The organism is Blautia glucerasea (assembly GCF_020537505.1).
Taxonomy (GTDB): Bacteria; Bacillota; Clostridia; order Lachnospirales; family Lachnospiraceae; genus Blautia_A.
The window spans coordinates 1-23482 of record NZ_JAJBMO010000026.1 but is presented as its reverse complement, the minus strand read 5'-3'; the positions used below and the strand labels follow the sequence as shown (position 1 = coordinate 23482).

Genomic DNA, 23482 nt, shown 5'->3' with positions numbered 1-23482 from the left:
ACGGGTTGGCGTAAATTAAAGATAAGTATATTCTGAGTATGCATATGCTGCAAAATGGAGGGAATATGCCAGATCAGAAGCTGGATAATCTTTTAAACCTTGCAATGGATGCTACAGAAGAGGAAAGAGAGAAATCCCGGAATCTGAATGTGGGGTATGAGAAGCAGACACGAAAGTGGGAAATTATTGTGAAGTATAGTGAGGTGGGGAACGCTAATGCTGGGAATGCTGGTGCGATAAGATCTGGGAAAACGGAAAATATAGGAAATATAGAAAAGTCTATGCAGGAAAAATCTAATGGTTCGTTAGGTTGTGAAATGGGTGATTCTGTTAAGGTGTTGCTTGGTGGACCCGAAATCTCCGTGGTCCCTCTCCTTGGCGGGTATGCCATTGTGACGCTTCCTGAAAGCATGCTGGATGAATATTCCAGGCGTCCCCAGATAGAATTTATAGAAAAGCCCACCCGTCTGTATTTCGAAGACTTGTTTTCCAAAGAGGCAAGCTGTATTACCCAGGTGCAGCGCGATGAACCTGGAAATCTACAGCTGACAGGGCGCGGCGTTTTGATCGGAATTGTGGATTCCGGTGTGGATTACCGCCATCCTGCATTTCTCACAGCAGATGGAAAGTCCAGAATATTGCGTTTGTGGGATCAGAGTATTCCCGGTAATCCCCCGGAAGGCTATGCAACAGGAACTGAATATACCAATGAGGAAATCAATGAGGCATTGTCCCTCTCTGTGCAGGAGGGACGGCGCCTTGTTCCGTCTGAAGATGTAAGCAGTCATGGAACCGCTGTGCTTGGAGTGGCAGCTGGCAGCGATTTTTCCCGTGGTGCAGTGAACCGGGGCGTGGCATATGAAAGTGACCTTCTGGTTGTAAAAATGGGAATTCCAAGACAGGATTCTTTTCCAAGAACTACAGAGCTGATGCAAGGCGTGGATTATCTGGTTCGGCAGGCCATACGGCTTGGAAGACCAATTGCGATCAATTTAAGCTTTGGAAATAATTATGGTTCCCACAGAGGGGATTCTCTGTTAGAAACCTACCTGGACAACGTGTCCGGCATGGGGAAAAATGTGATCTGTGTAGGAATGGGCAACAATGGAAATGATGCTCTGCACGCTGGAGGAAAGCTTTCGCCAGGTGAAATCCAGGAAATTGAACTTGGTGTTGGTGCCTTTGAGCCTACCTTAAATGTGCAGCTTTGGAAAAATTACGAAGATGAGATGGAAATCTATCTGGAAAATCCAGCCGGGGAGCGTGTTGGCCCCCTTTTTGAAACACTGGGCGCCCAGCGTTGGCAGGCGGGAAATACGGAACTTCTGATTTATTATGGAAAACCGGCACCCTATCATGTGACGCAGGAGATTTATGTGGATTTTCTGGCGCAGGATGAGAAAAATCCCTATGTAGACAGTGGTGTGTGGAAAATAATCTTAGCAGCAAGAAGTATAAAAAGCGGGGAATATTTTCTGTGGCTTCCAGGTGGCAAAACTTTAAATCCAGGCACAGCCTTTTATCTTCCTCGTCCCCAGGGAACTCTCACAATCCCTGCCACCGCCAGGCGCGTGATCAGCGTCGGCGCCTACGACGCCCGTCAAAACACCTATGCCGATTTCTCCGGCCGCGGCTGTAGTGCTCTTCCATACCCCAAACCCGATCTTGTCGCCCCTGGTGTTGACATCTACGCACCTCGCTTTGGTGGAGGCTATGCCGCCTTTACTGGCACATCCTTTTCCACACCTTTCGTCACTGGAGCCGCCGCTCTTCTTATGGAATGGGGAATCACCCGCCGAAACGATCCCTACCTCTATGGCGAAAAACTAAAAGCCTATCTCCGCCGTGGCGCAAAAGCCTTGCAAGGATCAGAAAAGTTGCCGAATGACTTAATTGGGTGGGGGGCCTTATGTACAGCTAAAAGTCTCCCTCATATGTGAAAGCTAAATGTATTCATCTTGGAATCAATATACATGCACAATACCCCGGATGTGGCTGAAAGCAATAAATAGTCAGGTCTTTCCCGATTTCCGGACTGTAATCATGTAAAATGACCTTTGTACCGTTTAAAGCTACGTCGGCATAAGTAACCAGCCATTTTTTATCTCCATTTTCAAAAACCTCATAAAACGAATTATTCAGCATTTCTGAAACTGGAATTCCCTCTACAACAGCCATTTCCTCATTACAATAACGAAATACAAAATCTACTCCCCTGCCGTTCGCATCAAATACAAGTTCAATAACACAAAAAGCAAGCGGCATGTCATTGAGAATACTACATTTTTCCAACAATTCAAGGGGGATCATTTTCTCTGTTTTTTCATTCTGTTCTTTAGACAATCCTAACGCCTGTCTGAGCTGTTTATGTTGACTGATATTCCTTTTTCGTCCCTGAAATACACTTCCATCTGTCATGGCATATAATCCGTCATCTGAAATATTTACAATCTGTGATTTTCGAAGAAGAATACCTTTTGTAATATTCACAAATTCTTTATCCGGAAGATAAAGTGCAATCTCTTTCACCGGAATTGCAGTCAGGATCTCTTTCCCATCAAAAAATGTAATTTTTGTAAGTGGATTTTGACGTGTAAGATAAAGAATATTAGATATATCAATATTTTTACGTTCAAAAAAATGAAGTACATTATATCTCATGTAAAAATACCTGCTTTCTGTTCATTAATAATTTTCTGACTTTAATGTTACTATAAATTTCTTCAAAATACAATAAAACTTTTCATGATTTCATTTTAAACTCTTGATAATAGATAATTATTTTGATCTTAAATTAATATATTGAAAAATATCTAAAATTTACATGTATTTACTCATTTTAAAATTATAGAAATATTGTTGTTTAAGTGCGTTTATGCTAAAATAAAAACAGTGAGGATGAGGATATAAAATACGGAAGGAGGAAAAGAAAAACGAAAGCTAATTCAGGTTTGAAAAAGAACAGAACAAAGGGGGAAAGATATCATGAAAAGAAAAAAAGTTATTACTATGATTGCCGCTGCATTGGCATTTACCATGACTGTCTGTGGCAGTTCAACCGCAATTGCAGCATCAGAATTAACAGCGGAAAGCAAACCGGCTACCCAGTATACGATTGATGCAAATCAGGAAGTTTATGCATTGCTTGATTTTGAAGATACTACGGAGTTTGAGAATGCGACCAAAGGTCTGCTTGCTTCTCCGGATACTCTGGATATTTGTGATGAAAACGGGAAGGTTGTATGGAGTCAGACGGCATATGCTTTTCTGGATCAGGACGCTCCGGATACAGCGAATCCCAGCCTTTGGAGAAATACACAGCTGAATCATATTTATGGCCTTTTTGAAGTAACCGATGGAATTTATCAGGTGCGTGGCTATGATATGTCCAATGTCACATTCATAAAAGGTGATACAGGATGGATTGTAGTAGATCCATTGATGAGTGTAGAGTGTGCACAAGCGGCTTTTGCCCTGGTGGAAGAGAATCTGGGCACTTTTCCTGTAAAGGCAGTGATCTACAGCCATTCCCATGTTGATCATTTCGGTGGAGTCAAGGGAATTGTTTCGGAAGAAGAGGTACAAGCCGGCAATGTGCAGGTAATTGCACCGGAAGGCTTTGAGAAGCATGCTGTCAGCGAGAATATTTATGCAGGTACTGCTATGGGACGAAGAGCAAGTTACCAGTATGGAACAATGCTTGAGGGTGGTGAAACAGGATCCCTTGCCATTGGTATTGGTATGGGACAGTCCAAGGGCAGCACAAGTTATATTTCTCCTACACTTGAAATCACACAAACTGGTGAGAAGCATACCATTGACGGAGTGGAAATTGAATTTCAGCTTACTCCGGGCACCGAAGCACCGGCAGAGATGAACTTCTGGATTGGATCGAAAAATGCTTTGTGGATGGCTGAAAACTGTACAGGAACACTTCATAATCTGTATACACTCCGCGGAGCCCAGGTGCGTGACGGAAACGCATGGGCAGAGTACATCATGGAATCTCTGGCTCTTTATGGCGATAAAGCTGATGTGGTATTCCAGTCCCATAACTGGCCACATTGGGGAAATGACATTATTCAGGAATATATGATCAATACGGCAGCTGTATATAAGTTTATTAACGACCAGACATTGCTTTATATTAATGAAGGTTATACGGAAACAGAGATTGCCAATATGATCCAGCTTCCCGAGGAACTGGAGAAAGTCTGGTATACCCGTCAGTATTACGGTACAGTTTCTCATAATTCGAAGGCAGTATATGAGAAATACATGGGCTGGTATGATGGTAATCCTGTCCATCTTGCTGAACTTACACCATCGGATTATGCCAAAAAGCTGGTAGAATATTTTGGTAATACAGATGCGGTTCTTGAAAAAGCAAAAGAAGATTTTGCCAAGGGAGAATATCAGTGGGTAGCCCAGATTACCAATACGCTGGTTTTTGCTGATCCGGAAAATACGGATGCACGTTATCTGTGTGCGGATGCATTGGAGCAATTGGGATATCAGGCAGAATCAGGTCCATGGCGCAGTGCTTACCTTTGTGCCGCACAGGAACTGCGAAATGGTACAAATACCGATGATGCAACGCGAAGTAACGGTAACGGTGATGTTTTCTTACATATGACACCGGATATGATTCTGGATTATCTGGGAATTCTTGTAGATACGACGAAGATTCCAGATCTGACCTTTACAGCAAATCTTATATTGCCGGAAGGTAATTATGTACTCCGTGTGGAAAATGGTGTACTTCTTTATCAGAAAGATACACAGGATGCGGACGCGGATGTGACATGGACTACCAAACGTGCCGGACTGCTGTCTATTATTCAGAAAAACGCGGAGAATGTTGCAGCTTTGATCCAGCAGGAGGGTGATGAGACCTGCCTGACACGATTGATGGATGCGGTTACTGTTACGTCAGAGTATAAATATTTTAATATTATTGAACCATAAAGTTTTGGGGCGGAAAGGAAAGATAATATATGAAAAATAAATTATGGAAAATAATGATTGTGAATAGTATCCTGATTTCAGCAATTACACTGTCAGGTAAAACAACGGTAAGCGTTCAGGCAGAAGAAACAGAGCTTTCAGCAGAAAGTGAAACGGATCAGCAGATCCTCTTCGATGATGCGGTTGAAGATGCAATGATCATTGACAAGGATGAAATTCTTCCCGTAGTAAGTCTGGAGGAGGGACAGCCATATGCCGTTTACGATCAGGAGGGCAGAATCCTTCTTTATACATTTCATAAATATCCGGACAGTTATCCGGATGGCGCAGATGTAAAACTGGAATGGGGAAATGTATGGACGTTTACAGGCGGCGAACTGGAAGAATGGTATCAGAAAAATAAAGAGAATGTGACAGATTGGCAGACAAGAATAAAAGAACTAATTGGTCTGCGCCCGGATAATGAATCCGATTATTTTACGGCTATGTGGGCAAAACCGGAAGACGTTTTCCGCCCGGCATATGTCTCAGATATCGGAACAATAGAAATGACGGATGCATTTTCGGAGGAAGTTGATGAGGACTATAAAGAATGGTTTGATTCAAATATTATCTCCAGTTATTTTGATGGGAAATATCCATGGACGAGACTGGGATATACATATGACTGGGCAGATAACGGCTCAGAATATGGGCTCTCTGAATTTATCATCAAAAAAGACAGCGATGTAAAGGTTGCATATACTGTTGATCTGAAGGAGATGCTGAATAAATTGGATAATAATTCCTGGAATCCTGCTGGACTGTAAATAAAATATTTGTTGAAATAAGAAGAAAATGGAAGGATAAAATTTTAGCAATGACATAACATCCTCCCCACCTACTTTGTGACAATTAACAATTGTAATTGTACGCTGGAGAAAAAACAGGCTGTAAACGAATAATTAAACAGTAATCTGGAGACATAAGTCCCCCTTTTAAATCTGGAAAAAGCAGAGCAAGGAATCTGTAAAAGTTTCAGAGAAAAAGGGGGATTTTTTATGTGATTTTTGTCTTGCAGAGTGAGGGAAAATTATTTATTATGAAGGAAGGTGTAATAATAGGAAAAAGGAGGACTGGCATGATCAGCATTGCGATTGTAGAAGATGAAGAAATGTATGCAAAGCAGCTTCAGCAGTTTCTGCATCAATATGAAAAAGAGAACAAAGAGATGTTTGACATTACAGTCTATTCAGATGGCGATCAGATTGTAAATAAATATAAATCCCAGTACGATATTATCCTGATGGATGTGGAAATGAAATTTATGGACGGAATGTCTGCCGCTGAAGAAATCCGCAAAATTGACACGGAGGTTGTGATCATTTTTATTACGAATATGGCACAATATGCGATCAGGGGATATGCGGTGGATGCGCTGGATTATGTACTGAAGCCGGTGTCTTATTTCGCATTTTCCCAGAGGCTTAACCGCGCCATCAGCCGGATGAAAAAGCGGGAAACGAAGATTATCATGGTGAATATGAAAGGTGGCATGGTCAGAATCAATGTTGCAAATATTTATTATATTGAAAGTCAGGGACATACTCTGATACTCCATACCATACTGGGTGACTATGAGACAACAGGGAAAATGAAGGAGATGGAGGAAAAGCTTTCGGAGATGAATTTCTGCCGTGGAAATAAGGGATATCTGATCAATCTCCAGCATGTAGACCGGATCCAGGATGGATGTGCTTTGGTGAAGGGAGAAAATCTGACATTAAGCCGTGCACGCAAAAAGGTCTTCATGGAAGCCCTGACCAGATATTGGGGAGAGGTGATAAAATGACAGAATATTATCTGCCAGATATTCCAAGACTTTATACGGCACTTGCAGAGTGGATGGCTTGTATGATTTTTATTCTGCCCTTAAAAAAAAGATTTTCACCGGCTGTAACAGGCTGCTTTGCAGCAGGGACGTTTGGAATACAGAGCGTATTCCTGATCTCTACCGGTGGGGTAAGGCTGATTTTCTGGATCCCCTGTATGATATTTGCGGTTTTTCTGATGGTTGCTTTTGTTTTTTGCTGCTGTGAGATAAGGCTGACAGATGCTGCGTATTTTGGAATGATTGCTTTTGTAGCAGCTGAATTTATGGCTTCTGCCGGGTGGCAGATCCTGTGTTATACAGGGAAAGAAGCATGGATGTCCTGGTGGCAGCAGGGAATGGCAATTCTTCTGATCTATGGTGTGATTGCAGTGATATTGTACAAAATTCTCCATGTTCATCTGCCAAAGGATGGACAGATGGAAATCACAAGAAGGGAATATTTTTCCGGACTCCTGATCAGTATTGCCGTATTTGCTGTCAGCAATATGAGTTATGTGAATGTGAACACGCCATTTACAGGCAGATATTCTTTTGAAATAGGAAATATCCGTACTATAGTAGATGTTGCAGGAATTGCAATCCTATATGCACATTTGATACAGTGCTGTGAGCTTCGGGTAAGAAAAGAACTGGAGGCGGTACAGAATGTGCTTCAGAATCAGTATGCGCAATATAAGCAGTCAAAGGAAAGTATTGAGCTGATCAATTATAAGTATCATGATCTGAAGCATCAGATCGCGGTGCTAAGAAGTGAAGCTGATCCTGAAAAAAGGGAAGAATTTCTGGATAAAATGGAAGCAGATATAAAGAAATATGAAAACCAGAACAAAACAGGAAATAAAGTGCTGGATACCGTGCTGACTACCAAGAGTCTTTATTGTGCAAAGCATAACATTACCTTTACCTGCGTTGCAGATGGAACCTTGCTGGATTTTATGGATGTTATGGATATCTGCAGTATTTTTGGAAATGCACTGGACAATGCCATTGAATGCGAATTGAAGATTCCTGCTAAAGAAAAAAGGCTGATACACGTCAGTGTCTCAAAACAGAAAAACTTTCTGCTTCTCCGGTTTGAAAATTATTATGATACGGAACTGAATTATCAGGGTGGAGCGTTTATCACAACGAAACGAGACAAGGAATTTCATGGTTATGGACTGAAAAGTATCCGCTATACGGTAAATAAATATGATGGCGCTGTATCCATTGATACCAAGGAGAATTGGTTTGATCTGAAGATACTGATACCGGTCAGCGAAAAGAAAATGGAGACGTGGAACAGCTGACTTTCATATATGGTGATGTCGCCAACAGGCGACATGTTCGTTTGGATAATTGTTAGAAATTCAGATAATTGCTGAAATTTCAGACAATTGTCTTGACACAAGATGTACATAAGCGTATACTACGAATAACTTAATACATACACACAGAGAAGAGCGATGTTGTTCAAACATGGCTCTTTTTGTAGTTTTTGCAATAATGAGTAAAAAACTCATGCTAAAGTGTGTTTGAAAAAGGTTTTCTGCAAAATATACCGCAAAGTGGGCGTGCAGATTGCGGGAATGATTTTTCAAACAGGCTTTAGAGTGTGTATGTAAAATTGCAGAAGGAGGTTATGCAGTATGGAGGACTTAAACGAGATCGTAACAAGGATTGATGATTTTGTATGGGGACCGGTTATGTTGATCCTGCTTGTAGGAACAGGAATATTTCTGACAGTGCGAACCCGGTTCCTTACCTGGCGAAATCTGGGCTATGCGTTGAAAAGCACTCTCAGCAAAGAAGCTCGCACGAAAAGCAGAGGAGAGGGCGATGTATCTCCGTTTTCCGCTCTGACCACAGCTCTTGCAGCAACCATTGGAACCGGAAACATTGTAGGAGTTGCCACTGCCATGGTTTCTGGCGGCCCGGGTGCATTGGTATGGATGTGGATTTCCGCAGCATTTGGTATTACTTCCAAATTCAGCGAGTGTATGCTGGCCATCAAATACCGTGAGGTAAATGCCAAAGGAGAAATGAGCGGCGGTCCCATGTACACTATGAAAAAAGGCCTGAAAAATAAAACACTGGGCGTGATCCTGGCATGGCTTTTCGCATTTTTCGCAGTAATAGCATCCTTTGGCATTGGAAACATGACTCAGGGAAACTCCATTGCAAGCGCTCTTCATGCAACCTTCCATGTGCCAATGAAAATCTCCGGAATTATTATAACAATATTAACATTATTGATCATTGTTGGTGGAATCAAATCTATATCTAAGGTTTCTTCAGTGGTAGTTCCGGTAATGGCAATTTTCTATGTAATCTGCGGACTTATTGTAATCCTTGGAAATATTTCAAATCTTCCATCCGGACTTGCAATGATCTTTAAAATGGCCTTTTCCGCAAAAGCAGTTGGCGGCGGTCTTTGCGGAACTATCACAGCCTCTATGATGAGTGCCATGCGATATGGTGTTGCCCGGGGCGTTTTCTCAAATGAAGCTGGCATGGGCTCCGCAGCAATCACAGCGGCAGCAGCTACTACGGACAATCCGGTACGTCAGGGATACATAAATATGACCGGAACCTTCTGGGATACCATTGTGGTATGTACCATTACAGGACTTGCAATTGCATCTTCCGGGATGCTTGGAGCCACAGACGCAGCAGGAAATCTGCTTACCGGATCGGATGTAACAATCGCGGCATTTGAAACGGTCCTCGGTAGTGCCGGCGGCTGGCTGGTAACCATCGGCATTACCCTGTTTGCCTTTTCCACCATTCTTGGCTGGGAATATCATGGGGAAAAGGCTTTCGAGTATTTGCTTGGCAGTCATAAATATAACATGATCTACCGAATCGTATTTTCTCTGGTAGTCTATGTAGGCTGCACTCAGACACTGAGCCTGGTATGGAATTTCTCAGATATTGCCAACGCATTGATGGCAATTCCAAACCTGATCTGTATGCTGCTTCTCAGCGGGGAAATTGCCAGGAATATTGAGGCGTTTCAGCCGGAAATAAAGAAAAAATCGCGTTCGAAACACAGTTAACTGTCTTCGATAATTATAGAGAAGAGTAAGTGATTCTGTAAGAAAAAACCATACACAAAATGCACAAAAACAGATTGATAAAATCGTACAATATGTACAAAAAAGTGTATTGCAATTTTCTAAAAAAAGTAGTAAAACTTTAATTAAATAAAGAGAAATGCATGGAACAGGACAAATTACAAAAGATAACCGGAACACAGAGAGCCGCAGGCTGGTGAGAGGCGGCAGAAGGTATTTTGTGGTATCACCTGGGAGCATCCCACTGAATTTAGTAAGCTGGGACGTAGTCTTCACGTTACAGAAGAAGCTGTTTATATAGACAGCAATGAGTGGTCGTATTTAGTAATAGATACGATAATACAAAGTGGTACCACGGAAATTCCGCCTTTGTTATCCATTGGATAGCAAGGGCGTTTTTAATATATATTAACCACTTGACTACAAATGAAAGACGAGGAGAAAGATTATGAGTGGAATTATGATGATGGTAATTGCTATCGTAGTTCTGGGCGGCGCCTATCTTCTGTATGGCCGTTACCTTCAGAACAAATGGGGAATTGACCCGAAAGCAAAAACTCCGGCTTACGAAATGGAGGATGGAGTTGACTATGTACCGGCTGATACCAATGTAGTATTTGGACATCAGTTTGCATCCATTGCCGGTGCCGGTCCGATCAACGGACCAATACAGGCTGCAATTTTCGGATGGCTTCCGGTACTTCTTTGGATCCTGATCGGTGGTGTATTTTTCGGAGCAGTTCAGGATTTTGCATCTATGTATGCCTCTGTAAAGAATAAAGGACGTACAATCGGATACATTATTGAAGCGTACATTGGAAAACTTGGAAAAAAATTATTCCTTTTATTCTGCTGGCTGTTCTGTATTCTGGTTGTTGCGTCATTCGCAGATGTTGTAGCCGGAACCTTTAATGGATTTGCTACAAGCGACGCAGGAGAAGTTACAAAAGTGGCAGCAAATGGAGCTGTTGCCACTACTTCTATGTTATTCATTTTTGAAGCAGTTGGACTTGGATTTTTCCTGAAATATACAAAGTTCAATAAATGGGTTAATACTGCTTTTGCAATTGTGCTGTTGGTTGCAGCAATTGCGCTGGGTCTTCAGTTCCCAATGTATGTAAGCCTTGGAACCTGGCACATTATTATCTTTGTATATATTCTGATAGCCAGTGTAGCTCCTGTATGGGCGCTGCTTCAGCCGCGTGATTATCTGAACAGTTATCTGCTGATCTTCATGATCGTGGGCGCTGTTATCGGTGTATTTGCGGCGAACCCGGCATGTAATCTTCAGGCATTTACAAGCTTTAACGTAGATGGACAGTACATGTTCCCGATCTTATTTGTAACAATTGCCTGTGGTGCAGTTTCCGGTTTCCATTCCCTGGTATCTTCCGGTACTGCTTCCAAGCAGATTAAAAATGAAAAGAACATGCTGCCGGTTTCCTTTGGTGCAATGCTTATGGAAAGTATGCTTGCAATCATCGCATTGATCGCAGTTGCATCCTTTGGACAGGGCGAGGCTGCTGCACAGGGACTTACCACTCAGCCGCAGATTTTCGCAGGTGCGATCGCAAACTTTCTTTCCGTGCTCGGGCTGCCACACTCCCTTGTGTTCACCCTGATCAACCTTGCAGTATCTGCATTTGCGCTGACCTCCCTTGATTCTGTAGCCAGAGTCGGACGTTTGTCCTTCCAGGAATTTTTCCTTGATTCCGACACAGATGAGGAAAATATGAGCTCATTCCAGAAAGTGGTAACAAACAAATACTTTGCAACCATCATTACACTTGTACTTGCTTACATGCTTACCAAGGTTGGATATGCAGAAATCTGGCCACTGTTCGGTTCTGCAAACCAGCTGTTATCCGTACTGGCACTGGTAGCCTGCGCCGTATTCTTAAAGAAAACCAAGCGTCAGGGCTGGATGCTCTGGGTACCAATGGTATTTATGATGGCAGTTACCTTTACCGCACTTGGAATGACAATCGTAAAGCTTTCCAAAGCATTTGTAACAACAGGTCTGGATCTTGGAAATTCTTTACAGCTGGTATTTGCAGTATTACTGTTAATACTGGGTGTGCTGGTTGCAATCCAGGGTATTAAGAAGCTTTTGGAAAAACCAGAAACCGAAAAAAAAGCAGAACGGGCGTAATAAGAATAACCCGTCACAAAACAAGTCCCCTACGCAGTACATTTTACAGACTGCGTAGAGGACTTGTTTTTACTTATTGCCTGTTATTGATTTTTTTGTTGAAATACAGAAAGAAAATCACATTAAGCAAAATTCCTACTAATGTAGAGGATGGTGCCGCCAGGCCAATCTTTGTCAGACTGGCATCAGGCTGAATGCTCATATAATATGACATTGGAAGACGTACCAGAAGTGTCTGAAACAATCCCTGGAACATAACCCACAAGGTCTGATTATTTCCGTTAAAATAACCTACCATACTGAACATAATTGCTGTTAAAATTGTTTCAGGAGCGAAGCCCTTCAGATACTCAAAGCCTTTCTGGATAACGGCTGCATCCGTTGAGAACAGGCTGGCAAGTACATCACCCTTCAATAGAACCAGAACAAAAACCAGACATCCGAATAGCAGTCCGACTCCGATTCCGGTGAACATAGACTGCTTTGCACGCTTTGGCTTTCCTGCGCCTACGTTCTGGGAAACGAAGGAGGCCATGGACTGCATCAGTGCACTTGGAATCAGCATGGCAAAGTTTACAATTTTGCAGGCGACCCCATATCCGGAGGAGGCTTCCAGCCCCAGTCTGTTTACAAATGCACAAAGTGCCAGGAAGGACATCTGGGTAAGAAATTCCTGGAGAGCCAGAGGAAGTCCGATTCCCAGAAAACGTTTACATTGGGAATTAAAACGGAAGTCGGATTTTTTGATGGAAAAGGGCAGCTTCTTTTTCAGCAGGAGGACAATTGCACAGACTACACTGACCGCCTGTGCGAAAACGGTTGCGAGAGCTGCGCCGGCGGCATCCAGATGAAGTCCTGCAACCAGAAACAAATCTCCGAAAATATTTACAATACAGGCTACCAGAACGAATAAAAGCGGCGATTTACTGTCACCCAGCCCACGAAAAATAGCAGCGAGCAGGTTATAGGCAACAATGAAGAAGATGCCGCTTCCACAGATTCTTACATAGCTTGTGGTAAGTGAAACAGCCTCCACAGGAGCCTGCATAAGCACGGAAATAGGGTGGGCGAAGGTAATCATTACAATAAAAAGTATGGCAGAGATAACAGCAAAAACAACTGCAGCACCGCCAATGACAGAGCCAATCCGTTCAGGCTTTTTTTCGCCAAGATAGCGGGCTATGAGGACTGTGATTCCCATAGCAAACTGTGTTACCACAAAAGTCACAAGGTTCAGTACCTGGCTTCCGGTAGAAACAGCAGATAATCCAGAGGTGGAGCCGAAGCGTCCAACTACCAGAAGGTCTACGGCACCATATGCTGCCTGCAGTACAAGCGCTCCCAGAATCGGCAGCATAAAAAGGGCAAGCTTTTTCAGAATGCTTCCCTGGGTAAAATCATTTTTTTCATTTGTCAAGGTCAATTCTCCTTTCACACATAATCTTATAAAATTTCTCCATGGTCCGGATGGTACACAGAATGTCCTCCTCTGGAATCCTGTCAACATAACCGGACAGGATAGTAAAGTACTGCTTATTGTACTTCCCTGAAAGGGCTTTTCCAGCTTCTGTGACAGTCAGGTAGGTAACCCGGCCGTCCTCGGCGGAGGCAAACTTTTTCACATAGCCTTTGGCTTCCATGTCCTTCACTGTACGGGTTACACCGGGACGCGGGAGAGAAAGAGCGTCACTTACATCTGATACCTTCACTTGAATTCCCTGTTTTTCCAGCTTTTCAATGATATCCAGATACTGAATATAGGAAGATGCAACTCCATCTGGCAGAGGCGGCAGCATATCCCGGATCCGCTTGCCCTGATAACAGGCATCCATCATACGCTTGATAAGTTCAATATCCATAGGTATTTCTCCTTATAAAAAATAATTACCATTGTTAATTAACAGTGGTAATTATAAGAAGATGATAAACTTTTGTCAAGAAAAATGTGTAATTACATGCTTTGCCTTGATTTTTAAGTGTTAAACCGAATGGATAAATTTTTCCACATAAAAAAGTGCAGCCCCGATCGCCGGAGTATACTGTCCATGTGTTCCCACAAGAAGCTGCTCTTCTTCCAGTTTAAAAGGAGTCATGGAATTAATCTGTTCCAGAAGATAATCGGTGTCTTCTTCTGTAAAATAAGGTGCCAGATATCCACTGATAATGATTGGTGCATCAATAATCAGATTCAGGTTTTTCATTGCAAAAGCCAGATGATTGAGATAATCCTCCCAGATTTGTATAAGCTGAGGGGATTTTTTTTCTTTTAAAAGAGGGAAAAATTCCTTTATAGCCATGCCGCTGGCCTGTTCCAGAGAGTTAGCAGAGCAATAGGTTTCCAGGCAGCCCCGTTTTCCGCAGTAGCAAAGCGGTCCGTCGGGGTTGATGCATATATGCTCAATTGTTCCGCTGTGCATGGAACGTCCCTGGTGAATCTGGTGATTGGTGATAATGGCACCGCCAAGATTTCGGTTCAATAAAAAAACAACAGCACTGTCAAGCTCCGGATGATTCCATAATTCCAGAAAAGCAGCTGATTTGGAGTCGTGCTCCAGGTGGCAGGGATAAGGCAGATGCCTGGAAAAATCCTTCAGACGCATACCTGTGTTGTTCATAATGTTTCCGTAGATAACAGTGGTATTATCCGGGGAAGTAATTCCCTGGGTAGCGATGGAAACCCCTAGAATTTTGTCCTCCGGATACTGTTTTTTGTCAATAAAGTCTTTGACTTTGTCAGTGATCTGCTGATAATACGCAGCTGTGTTTGAGTAGGTAAGCGGAATGGTATCGGTACAGATTGTATTTCCATACAGATCGATGGCGGTGATATGAAACATATTTTTTAATATGCCAACACCAATGGAAATTTTGAAATCCGAAACAATCTGAATGGCATTGGCCTTTCGTCCTCCGGTGGAAGCAAAGTAACCATTTTTCTCAATCAGCCCTTCATTTTCCAGAAGATTTAAATTTTGGCTGACAGTAGACAGACCCATCTGCAGATCCTGGACAATCTGTAGCTTGGAGGTCAGTTTGCTCCGGTAAATGTATTGGTAAATCTTGGAACGGTTTATCTTTTTTAAAGCAATGGTGGTTAATCCTTTTTCACTCATGATAGTCTCCTAGTTATGTTCTTGGTACAACGTAAGGTTAGTAACTGTTAACAAATACTCAAATACGTAATGCTGCTGTCCACTGGTAACAAAGCGCGTATTGCAGACCATGAAGTGAACAGTAATCACGTAATCTTTACTTTATCAGATAATGTTAAGTCTTACTTGCATTTTAGTATAGAACAGTTAAAAAAGCAATAAGTAGAAAACTACTGGTAAAACCATACAAAAATTGGAAACAAAAATTATAATTTCTGTCAATGGATTTTTTTAAAAGAAAGATATATACTCAACTTACAGTTAAGACATACACATAAGTTAAAACAAAAAGAAATATAAAGAACAACAAAACAGATTGGGATTGAGAATCAGATCTGTACAAGAAGAAAATCAAGGAGGAACAGAACATGAAATTAACATTAACAGGAATCAAAGATCGTGAAGCATGGGAAAAGGCAGGAATCCAGCTACCTGGCTATGATGTGGAGAAAATATCTGCCAAGGCGAAAGAAGCTCCGGTATGGGTACACTTTGGAATCGGCAATATTTTCCGTGTATTTATCGGCGGTATTGCAGACGGACTTCTGGAGGAAGGAATTCTGGACAGGGGAATCACCTGCGTGGAGACTTTTGACTATGATGTAGTGGATAAGATTTATGAGCCATATGATAATCTTGGATTAAATGTAATCCTTCATGGAGACGGAACCCGTGAATATAAGGTTCTGGGCGCTCTGGCAGAAGCAGTAAAGGCTCAGTCTTCAGACCTGGCTCAGTGGAACCGCCTGAAAGAAATTTTTACCAGCAAATCCCTTCAGATGGTATCCTTTACCATCACGGAAAAAGGATACGCATTACATAAAGCTGACGGAACCTGGTTCCCATTTGTACAGGCTGATATCCAGAATGGTCCGGACAAGGCCACAGGTGCCATGGCAGTTCTGGTGGCAATGCTTTATGAGAGATATAAAGCAGGCAAATATCCGATTGCTCTTGTATCCATGGACAATTGCTCCCAGAATGGTGCAAAGCTTCGTGAGTCTGTGCTGACCATGACAGAAGAATGGAAGAAAGCAGGATTTGTAGATGATGGATTTGTAAGCTATGTAAGTGATGAGAAAGTGGTTGCTTTCCCATGGACCATGATCGATAAGATCACACCTCGTCCCAGTGAGCAGATCGCAGCTGACCTTGAGAAGCTTGGCGTGGGAAGCATGCAGCCTGTTATCACAAACAAGAAAACATACATTGCACCATTTGTAAATGCTGAGAAACCACAGTATCTTGTAATCGAGGACAGCTTCCCCAACGGACGTCCTGCTCTGGAAAAAGGCTTCGGCGTATACATGGCAGACAGAAATACAGTAAACCTTTCTGAGCGAATGAAAGTAACGGTATGTCTGAATCCGGTTCATTCTGCAACTGGTCCTCTTGGCGTGGTTCTTGGATATGACCTTTTTGCCCATATGCTGAATACAAATGAAGACATGATGAAAATGGCACGTATGGTAGCCTATGGTGAGGGTCTTCCGGTAGTTGCTGATCCTGGAATCCTTTCCCCACAGGCATTTGTGGATGAGCTCTTTAACGATCGTTTCCCAAATGAATACCTTGGCGATACCAACCTTCGTCTTGCTGTGGATGTATCCCAGATGGTTGGAATCCGTTTTGGAGAGACTGTGAAGGCATATGTGAAGAGATTCGGGGATGCATCTAAGCTCACAGCAATTCCTCTTGGAATCGCTGGCTGGTTAAGATATATGCTGGCAGTGGATGATGCAGGGAATAAATATGAACTGGCACCAGATCCGATGAATGAGGAACTCCAGGAACAGTTAAAGGATATTGTTATTGGAAAGCCTGAGACTTTTAAGAATCAGCTGAAACCGATCCTTTCTAACGAGCGCCTGTTTTTCACAGATCTTTACAAAGCTGGTGTGGGAGAGAAGATTGAGAACATGTTCCGGGAAATGATCGCAGGACCAGGAGCTGTGAGAGACACAATCCATAAATATGTTGCGGCGTAATAAATTTATCTGGGATGCACGATGCTGATAAGTCCCGAATATAGGATTGTAAAAATGCGGGTGTTGATAGTGGTTTAACTGTAGACTATTGAATGAGAAATTTGGGGAGGAAATACAAAATGACAGAACCGGTATTTGCGGCGGAGTCAACCAGACTGCTGATCGCGGCAGCAGCAGGAATTATATTGCTTCTGCTTCTTATCATTAAATTTAAGATTCATCCGATTTTATCACTGCTGATTTCAGCGCTGGTTATTGGACTTGGAGCTGGAATGCCGGTTCCAACACTTGTAAGCACAGTGGAAAAAGGTGCCGGGGATACCCTGCAGGGAATTGTCCTGTTAATTGGACTTGGCTCTTTGTTTGGTGGAATTCTGGAAGTATCCGGAGGTGCACAATGTGTTGCCCAGACTTTGATCAATAAATTCGGCGAGGAAAAATCCGGAATTGCACTGGGAATCACAGGGCTGGTAGTTGGTACAACCGTATTCTTTGAGGCTGGTGTGGTGATTCTCATTCCACTGGCATTTGGACTTGCAAAAAAGACAAAGAAATCTACTTTATATTATGTGATTCCTCTTCTGGCGGGACTTGCCACAGGCTTTGCCTTTATTCCACCATCTGCCGGCTCTGTTCTGGTGGCAAATATGCTGAACGTGGATCTTGGCATTATGATCGCAGTTGGTGTGCCTGTTGGAATTCTGTCACTGGTTTTTGCCGGTATTTTAGGGTCAAAATTTATCGGCAGTAAAATTGATGCAGGGCTTCCTTCAAACATTCAGGAGATTCGGGAAGCTGAAGAAGGAAATCTTCCGAAGTTTTCTACGGTGTTATGCATTATCCTTGTACCGTTGGTATTGATTTTGTGTAATACAATTTCAACTTATATTCCTGGTATTGATCCCGTGAGACCAGTACTGGAATTTCTGGGAACTCCATTTGTAGCGCTGATCATAGCTGTGCTGTGTGCCATGTACTTTCTTGGTAAAAAGCAGGGGTATGATGGAGAACAGTTAAAGAAAATTCTGGACCGTTCCCTTCGCCCTACAGGACAGATCCTTCTGGTAATCACTGGCGGTGGGATTATCCGCTGGGTGCTTCAGGACTGCGGCATGGGAACTATCATCGGACCAGCCCTTGAAAAAAGCGGTCTCCCATTAGTATTGGTTGCCTTTCTCATCGCAGCACTGATCCGCGCATCTGTTGGAGCTGCAGTGGTAGCCATGACAATGGCTGCGGGAATCATGGCTGCCATGCCTGGAGTAGCAGGACTGTCACCACTTTATCTGGCTGCCATGGTCTGTGCCATCAACGGAGGCTCGACCGCTTTCAGCCATGTAAATGATTCTGGTTTCTGGCTGGTCAGCTCCCTTCTCGAGATTGATGAGAAGACAACCTTGAAATCTTGGACTATGATGGAAACCATCATTGGAATTACAGGTCTGGTCTGTGCTATTGTGATCAGTCTGTTTGCGTAGGAGCGTGAAAGCGATGAAAATAAAAGTAATATTGGGAACTATGCAGAATGCAAGTAAATTGGTCAGTATTGTAGAAGCAATTGCATATGATGTGGATTTATGCTATGGCCGTTATATAGTAGATGCAAAATCCATGCTGGGAGTTTTAAGCCTGCCGGATTTTGCCTATGGAGAATTGCAAATTCCAGTTGAAAGCGAAGTGGAAAAGAGGCAGATTTTAGAAAAGCTAGACGAAGCCGGGCTGTTATATGAGAAAAAACAGGGAAAATAATGTTAAGAGTTTTCACTATGCTGGAGGCTGAGTTATTTTGCTTTTCAAACATAGTCAAAATCTCATCCACAGACTCTGCCATTTTCCGGCGGGGCCACTCAATCACCCATCCATAAATCAAGTAGGAAAATGCAGAAAGGGCATATGCCATCGCACCTGGAGTATCCGGTGTGATGGCATATGCCCTTTCTGCAATCTGCACGCCACACTTTGCGGTATATTTCGCCCGAATTCGCTCTAGTCAATCTATTTTTATCTATCCTTGCTCAAAAAATGAAAGAGTGATATGATAGAGAAACATATACTACAAAACTGGGGCAAATGATATGATTGACGCTCCTTTTTCAGACACAGTCTAGAGCCTGTTTCCCTGTCATCGGGGAGTGAACCATATGGGAAGACTGGCGCTGGGCTGGACAGAATAGAAGTGGCTGCTGAAAGGGGAAGGAGTTACGCTGAAAGAAAATGGGTGTGTAGATTTGAAGAAATATTTGTGGGAATGTTGAGAAATATGATTTTAGAAAGGGTGTATAACGATAAAGAAAAATCTAAAACGAATACGGAATATATTTCTATGGTTTCTGCTCATCGTAGTGCTGGTAAACGTTTTTGCACCGCTGTATTGTAGGAAACCAGATGAGAAATTTGTGGAAACGCTGAAACAGACAGAGTTTACTTCCAATACGCCAGGGGGCGAACGGATCCGATGTATTGATGACAATGAAGAGGCGCTTCTGTGGAGGCTGCGGATGATTGGGAATGCGAAGAAGAGTATTGTGCTGGCGACTTTTGATCTGCGGGCGGATGAAAGTGGGACGGATCTTCTGGCAGCGCTGAATCATGCCGCTGAAAAAGGTGTGGAAATTAAGCTTTTGATCGATGGGATTTATCAGCAGCTATTTCTAAACGGAAGCAAAGAATTCCAGGCGCTGGCTGCACGGAAAAATGTGAAAGTAGGTGTCTACAACCCAGTGAGTCCAGTAGGTTTATTTAAGCTCAATTACCGTATGCATGATAAATACGTGATCGTGGATAATGAAATGTATCTTCTGGGCGGCCGTAACAGCAATGATATTTTCCTGGGAGATTATACCACGGATATCAATGTGGACCGGGATATTCTGGTGTGGGATACTACGAAAGGCAAGGGGGAATCCCTGCAGGAGCTGGAGGCATATTTTCATCAGGTATGGAATGAAGATTGCGTGAAAATAAAGGGCGGAAGAAAAAAGAATATTTCAGAAAATCGGACACAAAAGGAAAAGAATATGGAAAATGGAATAACAGACGGCACGCAAGGATATCTGTCAAAGTACGAAAAACAGTATCAGTCCTTAGAAGCCCGTTACGCTGCTCTGACAGAAAAATCCCCTGATATTGAAACCTACAATTCCTGGGAAAGGGATACCATCCCAGCAAACAAAATTACCTTGCTCAACAACGGAACCCAGGCTGGTCCCAAGACACCGCTGGTACTCCAGGCAATCCGCTATCTATCCCAGGAAGCAGACAATGTAACCATCCAGACTCCATACGTAATCTGCAATGGCTACATGTACGATACATTAAGCGAAATCTCCTCCCACGCCCAGTTGAAAATTATTCTCAATGCAGTAGAAAAAGGCTCCAACCCCTGGGGCTGTACCGATTATTTAAACCATAAAAAGAAAATTCTGGAAACCGGTGCCGACGTATATGAGCTGATGAACCAGGTTCCAGTACATACCAAGGCTGTTCTGTCTGACGAACGATTGTCCATTGTGGGATCCTATAATCTGGATATGAGAAGCACTTATCTGGATACAGAGTTAATGCTTGTCATCGACAGCAGGGAACTAAATCAGCAGATCCAGTCTACTGAGAACGTTTATATGGAAAAAAGCAAGGAAGTCCTGTCAAACGGACAGGAGACCGAAGGGGCGCAGTACGAAACGAAAGTGCTGAACTGGCAGAAAAAACTGTTCTATGGAGTGCTGCGGATTATAATCAGACCATTGCGCCAGCTGTTATAAAAAACAATACAAGAAAAAGGGCTTAAGGGCATATAAAAACTATAATAATACGATTAAAATCTGTCAATATCTTCATTTGCTGTTCCCTAAATCCACATAAAACCACACGCTCTAGTATTGTAAAGAAACGGAAAGGAAAAGGAAAAAAATCAGTGAAAAATCAAATAAATAGTAAATTAGGAATTGATTTTTTGTATAAAAGCAGTTAGAATGACCTGTGGGGATAAAAGAAGTTCCCCATAAATAAAATCTAAGAACAAAGGCAGGTGAACAGAATGGATAGTTGCGATTCTCATGGGCGAAGTAGTTGCATAGGATGGAAAAACGAAATGACAGATGAGTGCAGCGTGCATTCTGTTCTTTCATTATAATAGAGTGTGGTGTGAGCCGACTTTCTGATCACATTTCTTTTTTCAATCCTATGAAATCCACAAAGAAATTACAGTGCCAATAAAGGGACTTATCTGATAACAGCAGAGGAACGATTGTGATTCTGCGCCTTTTTGGTGTGTATATTTGTGCTGTGTCCAGGTGAAAATGATAGTTATCTGGATCACTTCATATGCCCTGTGCGGGATCCAATATTCCCTGAAAAGAACAGAAGAGATTCTGTTTGAATACGGATTTTACTATCCGTAAAAATGGACTTTGCCAAGTCCGCTGAAAAATACATAAGATAAACACTACAGAGCTTTTTATACGCTCAGAACAGGTGAACTGTCTTATTGTCAGATTGGAGAAAGTAGGATGGAGAAAAGAGTGCAAGACTACACCCAGGACATTCTGGCTGTAGTAAGAAGTAATACTTCTCCAGCTGCTATGAGCAACAAGCTGGAGGATTTTCATGCCAACGACCTTGCTGACGCAATGCCGAGGCTGACCGTTCAGGAACGTTATAAACTGTACCGTATTCTGGACTTGAACATGCTGTCTGATATTTTTGAGTATACAGACTCAGACAATGCAGCAGAATATGTGAAAGAGATGGATGTAAAAAAAGGTGCCGCTATTCTTTCACGCATGGAGACCGATGCCCTTGTAGAGGTACTCCAGAAAATTGATAAAGCCAAAAAGAAATTATTGTTCGAATTAATGGATGATGATGTCCGCCACGATATCGAAATGATCGCTTCCTTTGACGAGGACGAGATCGGTAGCCGTATGACAACCAACTGCATCATCATTCGTGAGAATCTGACTGTAAAGCAGGCTATGAACAGCCTTGTGGAGCAGGCTGCCAGGAATGATAATATTTCTACAATCTTTGTGGTAACAGAATCACAGAAATTTTATGGAGCCATTGATCTGAAGGACCTGATCATTGCCAGACAGGATAAGTCCCTGGACGATCTGGTGGCAACCTCTTACCCATATGTATATGCGGAAGAGGACATTGACGACTGTATTGAAGAACTGAAAGCTTATTCCGAGGATTCCATTCCTGTACTGGATAATGACAACCGCCTTTTAGGTGTTATCACATCTTCCAACATTATCGACCTGGTTGATGATGAGATGGGAGAAGATTACGCCATGCTGGCAGGTCTTACTGCAGAGGAGGACCTGAAGGAGCCCCTGAAAGAGAGTATGAAGAAACGTATGCCATGGCTGATCGTTCTTCTTGGTCTTGGCATGGTGGTATCCTCTGTAGTAGGTGTCTTCGAGAATGTAGTTACCCAGCTCCCCATTATCATGGCCTTCCAGTCTCTTATCCTGGATATGGCCGGAAACGTTGGTACCCAGTCCCTGGCTGTTACTATCCGAGTTCTGATGGACGAGTCCCTCACCGGCAGGCAAAAGCTGGAACTGGTATTGAAGGAAATGCGGATCGGCCTTTGCAACGGTGCATTGCTTGGTATTTTGTCCTTCGTACTTATCGGACTTTACATCTATTTATTTAAAGGAAAAACACTGTTGTTTGCATACGCTGTATCCGGCTGTATTGGAGTCGCCCTTCTTCTAGCCATGCTGATTTCCAGTGCCGTAGGTACCTGCATCCCTCTGTTTTTCAAAAAAGTAGGCGTAGACCCCGCCGTAGCCTCCGGTCCCCTGATTACTACTGTCAACGACCTTGTTGCCGTTGTAACCTATTACGGCCTTGGCTGGGTATTCCTTATCGGGGTTTTGCACCTGGCAGGTTAATAACATTGTATATTGAAAGCTCTTTAGGAAAATTTTCTTAAAGGGCTTTTGCTATTTAATGTGTTGGTCGTTATCCCGGACGCGATTTCACAATGTATATTCACCGCCGCGCGGAGCAACGTTCCGGCGAGCTAATGACTAACTACGACTAAGACGCTCAGGAGAGCCTTCGCGCCTAAGTCTCCGTAAGTCATGGATCTCGCCTCCACTAAAACCGCTCCTGAAATGCGCGGCTACGTGAATATACATTGCAAAATCGCTGGTTACTGGCAGAGGGAAGAAAGAAACAGTAACGGCAACAATGGGGTGGGTGACGTAGCTGCTATCCCGCATATTTACTGGCTTTTCTAATCTACCGTTGCCAAAAGGTATCGGGAAACCAACACATGT

Annotated in this window: 17 protein-coding genes, 1 pseudogene and 1 other annotated feature; of the genes and pseudogenes, 13 read left to right on the top strand and 5 right to left on the bottom strand. The window is 42.9% G+C overall.

Features of this window, described 5'->3' with window-relative positions; all coding sequences use genetic code 11:
* Window positions 1–65: 65 nt before the first annotated feature.
* Complete coding sequence (locus LIQ05_RS16065) at window positions 66–1940, top strand: S8 family peptidase (protein WP_226822295.1); 1875 nt, start codon at window positions 66–68, stop codon at window positions 1938–1940.
* A gap of 13 nt (window positions 1941–1953) precedes the next feature.
* Here the strand turns inward: LIQ05_RS16065 and LIQ05_RS16060 are convergent, their stop codons facing one another.
* Entirely contained in the window at window positions 1954–2661 is a 708-nt protein-coding gene (locus LIQ05_RS16060; protein WP_226822293.1) for a hypothetical protein, read from the bottom strand.
* 324 nt (window positions 2662–2985) lie between these two features.
* On the opposite strand from LIQ05_RS16060, the gene LIQ05_RS16055 reads away from it, so the two are divergent.
* From LIQ05_RS16055 to LIQ05_RS16030, 7 genes are all read left to right on the top strand, one after another.
* Window positions 2986–4968: an alkyl/aryl-sulfatase gene (locus LIQ05_RS16055; RefSeq protein WP_226822291.1), complete on the top strand. Its 1983-nt coding sequence runs from the start codon at window positions 2986–2988 to the stop codon at window positions 4966–4968.
* 29 nt (window positions 4969–4997) lie between these two features.
* On the top strand, window positions 4998–5777 hold the full coding sequence (locus LIQ05_RS16050; protein ID WP_226822289.1) for a hypothetical protein: 780 nt from the start codon (window positions 4998–5000) through the stop codon (window positions 5775–5777).
* Window positions 5778–6088: 311 nt separating this feature from the next.
* Complete coding sequence (locus LIQ05_RS16045) at window positions 6089–6799, top strand: LytR/AlgR family response regulator transcription factor (protein WP_226822287.1); 711 nt, start codon at window positions 6089–6091, stop codon at window positions 6797–6799.
* On the top strand, window positions 6796–8130 hold the full coding sequence (locus LIQ05_RS16040) for an ATP-binding protein (RefSeq protein WP_226822285.1): 1335 nt from the start codon (window positions 6796–6798) through the stop codon (window positions 8128–8130). Before LIQ05_RS16045 ends, LIQ05_RS16040 begins: the two co-directional genes overlap by 4 nt.
* A 219-nt stretch (window positions 8131–8349) precedes the next feature.
* Window positions 8350–8445 (top strand): DUF6783 domain-containing protein, encoded by a 96-nt coding sequence (locus LIQ05_RS20755; protein WP_416386006.1) that lies wholly within the window; start codon window positions 8350–8352, stop codon window positions 8443–8445.
* Window positions 8446–8469: 24 nt separating this feature from the next.
* A complete protein-coding gene (locus LIQ05_RS16035) occupies window positions 8470–9879 on the top strand; it encodes an alanine/glycine:cation symporter family protein (RefSeq protein ID WP_226822283.1) in 1410 nt (469 codons plus the stop codon).
* Between the two features lie 153 nt (window positions 9880–10032).
* Window positions 10033–10271, top strand: a binding site (T-box leader).
* A gap of 74 nt (window positions 10272–10345) precedes the next feature.
* Window positions 10346–12049, top strand: coding sequence for a carbon starvation protein A (locus tag LIQ05_RS16030; RefSeq protein WP_226822281.1), 1704 nt, complete (start codon window positions 10346–10348; stop codon window positions 12047–12049).
* Between the two features lie 73 nt (window positions 12050–12122).
* On the opposite strand, the gene LIQ05_RS16025 is transcribed toward LIQ05_RS16030, so the two are convergent.
* The 3 genes from LIQ05_RS16025 to LIQ05_RS16015 all read right to left on the bottom strand — a co-directional run bounded on the left by LIQ05_RS16025 (window position 12123) and on the right by LIQ05_RS16015 (window position 15162).
* On the bottom strand, window positions 12123–13466 hold the full coding sequence (locus tag LIQ05_RS16025; protein WP_226822280.1) for an MATE family efflux transporter: 1344 nt from the start codon (window positions 13464–13466) through the stop codon (window positions 12123–12125).
* Window positions 13456–13908 (bottom strand): MarR family winged helix-turn-helix transcriptional regulator, encoded by a 453-nt coding sequence (locus LIQ05_RS16020; RefSeq protein ID WP_226822278.1) that lies wholly within the window; start codon window positions 13906–13908, stop codon window positions 13456–13458. Before LIQ05_RS16020 ends, LIQ05_RS16025 begins: the two co-directional genes overlap by 11 nt.
* Before the next feature lie 120 nt (window positions 13909–14028).
* Window positions 14029–15162: an ROK family transcriptional regulator gene (locus LIQ05_RS16015; RefSeq protein ID WP_226822276.1), complete on the bottom strand. Its 1134-nt coding sequence runs from the start codon at window positions 15160–15162 to the stop codon at window positions 14029–14031.
* 407 nt (window positions 15163–15569) lie between these two features.
* Between LIQ05_RS16015 and LIQ05_RS16010 the strand changes: the two genes are divergently transcribed.
* The 3 genes from LIQ05_RS16010 to LIQ05_RS16000 all read left to right on the top strand — a co-directional run bounded on the left by LIQ05_RS16010 (window position 15570) and on the right by LIQ05_RS16000 (window position 18938).
* Window positions 15570–17189, top strand: a complete 1620-nt coding sequence (locus tag LIQ05_RS16010) for a mannitol dehydrogenase family protein (RefSeq protein ID WP_226822274.1) — start codon at window positions 15570–15572, stop codon at window positions 17187–17189.
* A 119-nt stretch (window positions 17190–17308) separates the two neighbouring features.
* Window positions 17309–18667 (top strand): GntP family permease, encoded by a 1359-nt coding sequence (locus tag LIQ05_RS16005; protein WP_226822272.1) that lies wholly within the window; start codon window positions 17309–17311, stop codon window positions 18665–18667.
* A 13-nt stretch (window positions 18668–18680) separates the two neighbouring features.
* Window positions 18681–18938 (top strand): HPr family phosphocarrier protein, encoded by a 258-nt coding sequence (locus LIQ05_RS16000; protein ID WP_226822270.1) that lies wholly within the window; start codon window positions 18681–18683, stop codon window positions 18936–18938.
* Window positions 18939–19125: 187 nt separating this feature from the next.
* Here LIQ05_RS16000 and LIQ05_RS20750 read toward each other — a convergent pair.
* Window positions 19126–19176 (bottom strand): annotated as a pseudogene (locus LIQ05_RS20750) (DUF6783 domain-containing protein); the annotation flags it as partial.
* Window positions 19177–19585: 409 nt separating this feature from the next.
* Between LIQ05_RS20750 and LIQ05_RS15990 the strand changes: the two are divergent.
* Both LIQ05_RS15990 and mgtE read left to right on the top strand, forming a co-directional pair.
* The gene (locus LIQ05_RS15990) at window positions 19586–20950 is read left to right on the top strand and encodes a phospholipase D-like domain-containing protein (RefSeq protein ID WP_226822268.1); all 1365 of its coding nucleotides are present in this window, start codon (window positions 19586–19588) and stop codon (window positions 20948–20950) included.
* Between the two features lie 747 nt (window positions 20951–21697).
* Window positions 21698–23092: a magnesium transporter gene (gene mgtE / locus LIQ05_RS15985; RefSeq protein ID WP_226822266.1), complete on the top strand. Its 1395-nt coding sequence runs from the start codon at window positions 21698–21700 to the stop codon at window positions 23090–23092.
* The last annotated feature ends 390 nt before the right edge of the window (window positions 23093–23482 follow it).

Coding starts and splice junctions, on each gene's coding strand:
- LIQ05_RS16035 (WP_226822283.1), top strand. CDS start 8,470: ATGGAGGACTTAAACGAGATCGTAACAAGGATTGATGATTTTGTATGG.
- LIQ05_RS16020 (WP_226822278.1), bottom strand. CDS start 13,908: ATGGATATTGAACTTATCAAGCGTATGATGGATGCCTGTTATCAGGGC.
- LIQ05_RS16030 (WP_226822281.1), top strand. CDS start 10,346: ATGAGTGGAATTATGATGATGGTAATTGCTATCGTAGTTCTGGGCGGC.
- LIQ05_RS16065 (WP_226822295.1), top strand. CDS start 66: ATGCCAGATCAGAAGCTGGATAATCTTTTAAACCTTGCAATGGATGCT.
- mgtE (WP_226822266.1), top strand. CDS start 21,698: ATGGAGAAAAGAGTGCAAGACTACACCCAGGACATTCTGGCTGTAGTA.
- LIQ05_RS16045 (WP_226822287.1), top strand. CDS start 6,089: ATGATCAGCATTGCGATTGTAGAAGATGAAGAAATGTATGCAAAGCAG.
- LIQ05_RS16005 (WP_226822272.1), top strand. CDS start 17,309: ATGACAGAACCGGTATTTGCGGCGGAGTCAACCAGACTGCTGATCGCG.
- LIQ05_RS16050 (WP_226822289.1), top strand. CDS start 4,998: ATGAAAAATAAATTATGGAAAATAATGATTGTGAATAGTATCCTGATT.
- LIQ05_RS16055 (WP_226822291.1), top strand. CDS start 2,986: ATGAAAAGAAAAAAAGTTATTACTATGATTGCCGCTGCATTGGCATTT.
- LIQ05_RS16040 (WP_226822285.1), top strand. CDS start 6,796: ATGACAGAATATTATCTGCCAGATATTCCAAGACTTTATACGGCACTT.
- LIQ05_RS16010 (WP_226822274.1), top strand. CDS start 15,570: ATGAAATTAACATTAACAGGAATCAAAGATCGTGAAGCATGGGAAAAG.
- LIQ05_RS16000 (WP_226822270.1), top strand. CDS start 18,681: ATGAAAATAAAAGTAATATTGGGAACTATGCAGAATGCAAGTAAATTG.
- LIQ05_RS16060 (WP_226822293.1), bottom strand. CDS start 2,661: ATGAGATATAATGTACTTCATTTTTTTGAACGTAAAAATATTGATATA.
- LIQ05_RS16015 (WP_226822276.1), bottom strand. CDS start 15,162: ATGAGTGAAAAAGGATTAACCACCATTGCTTTAAAAAAGATAAACCGT.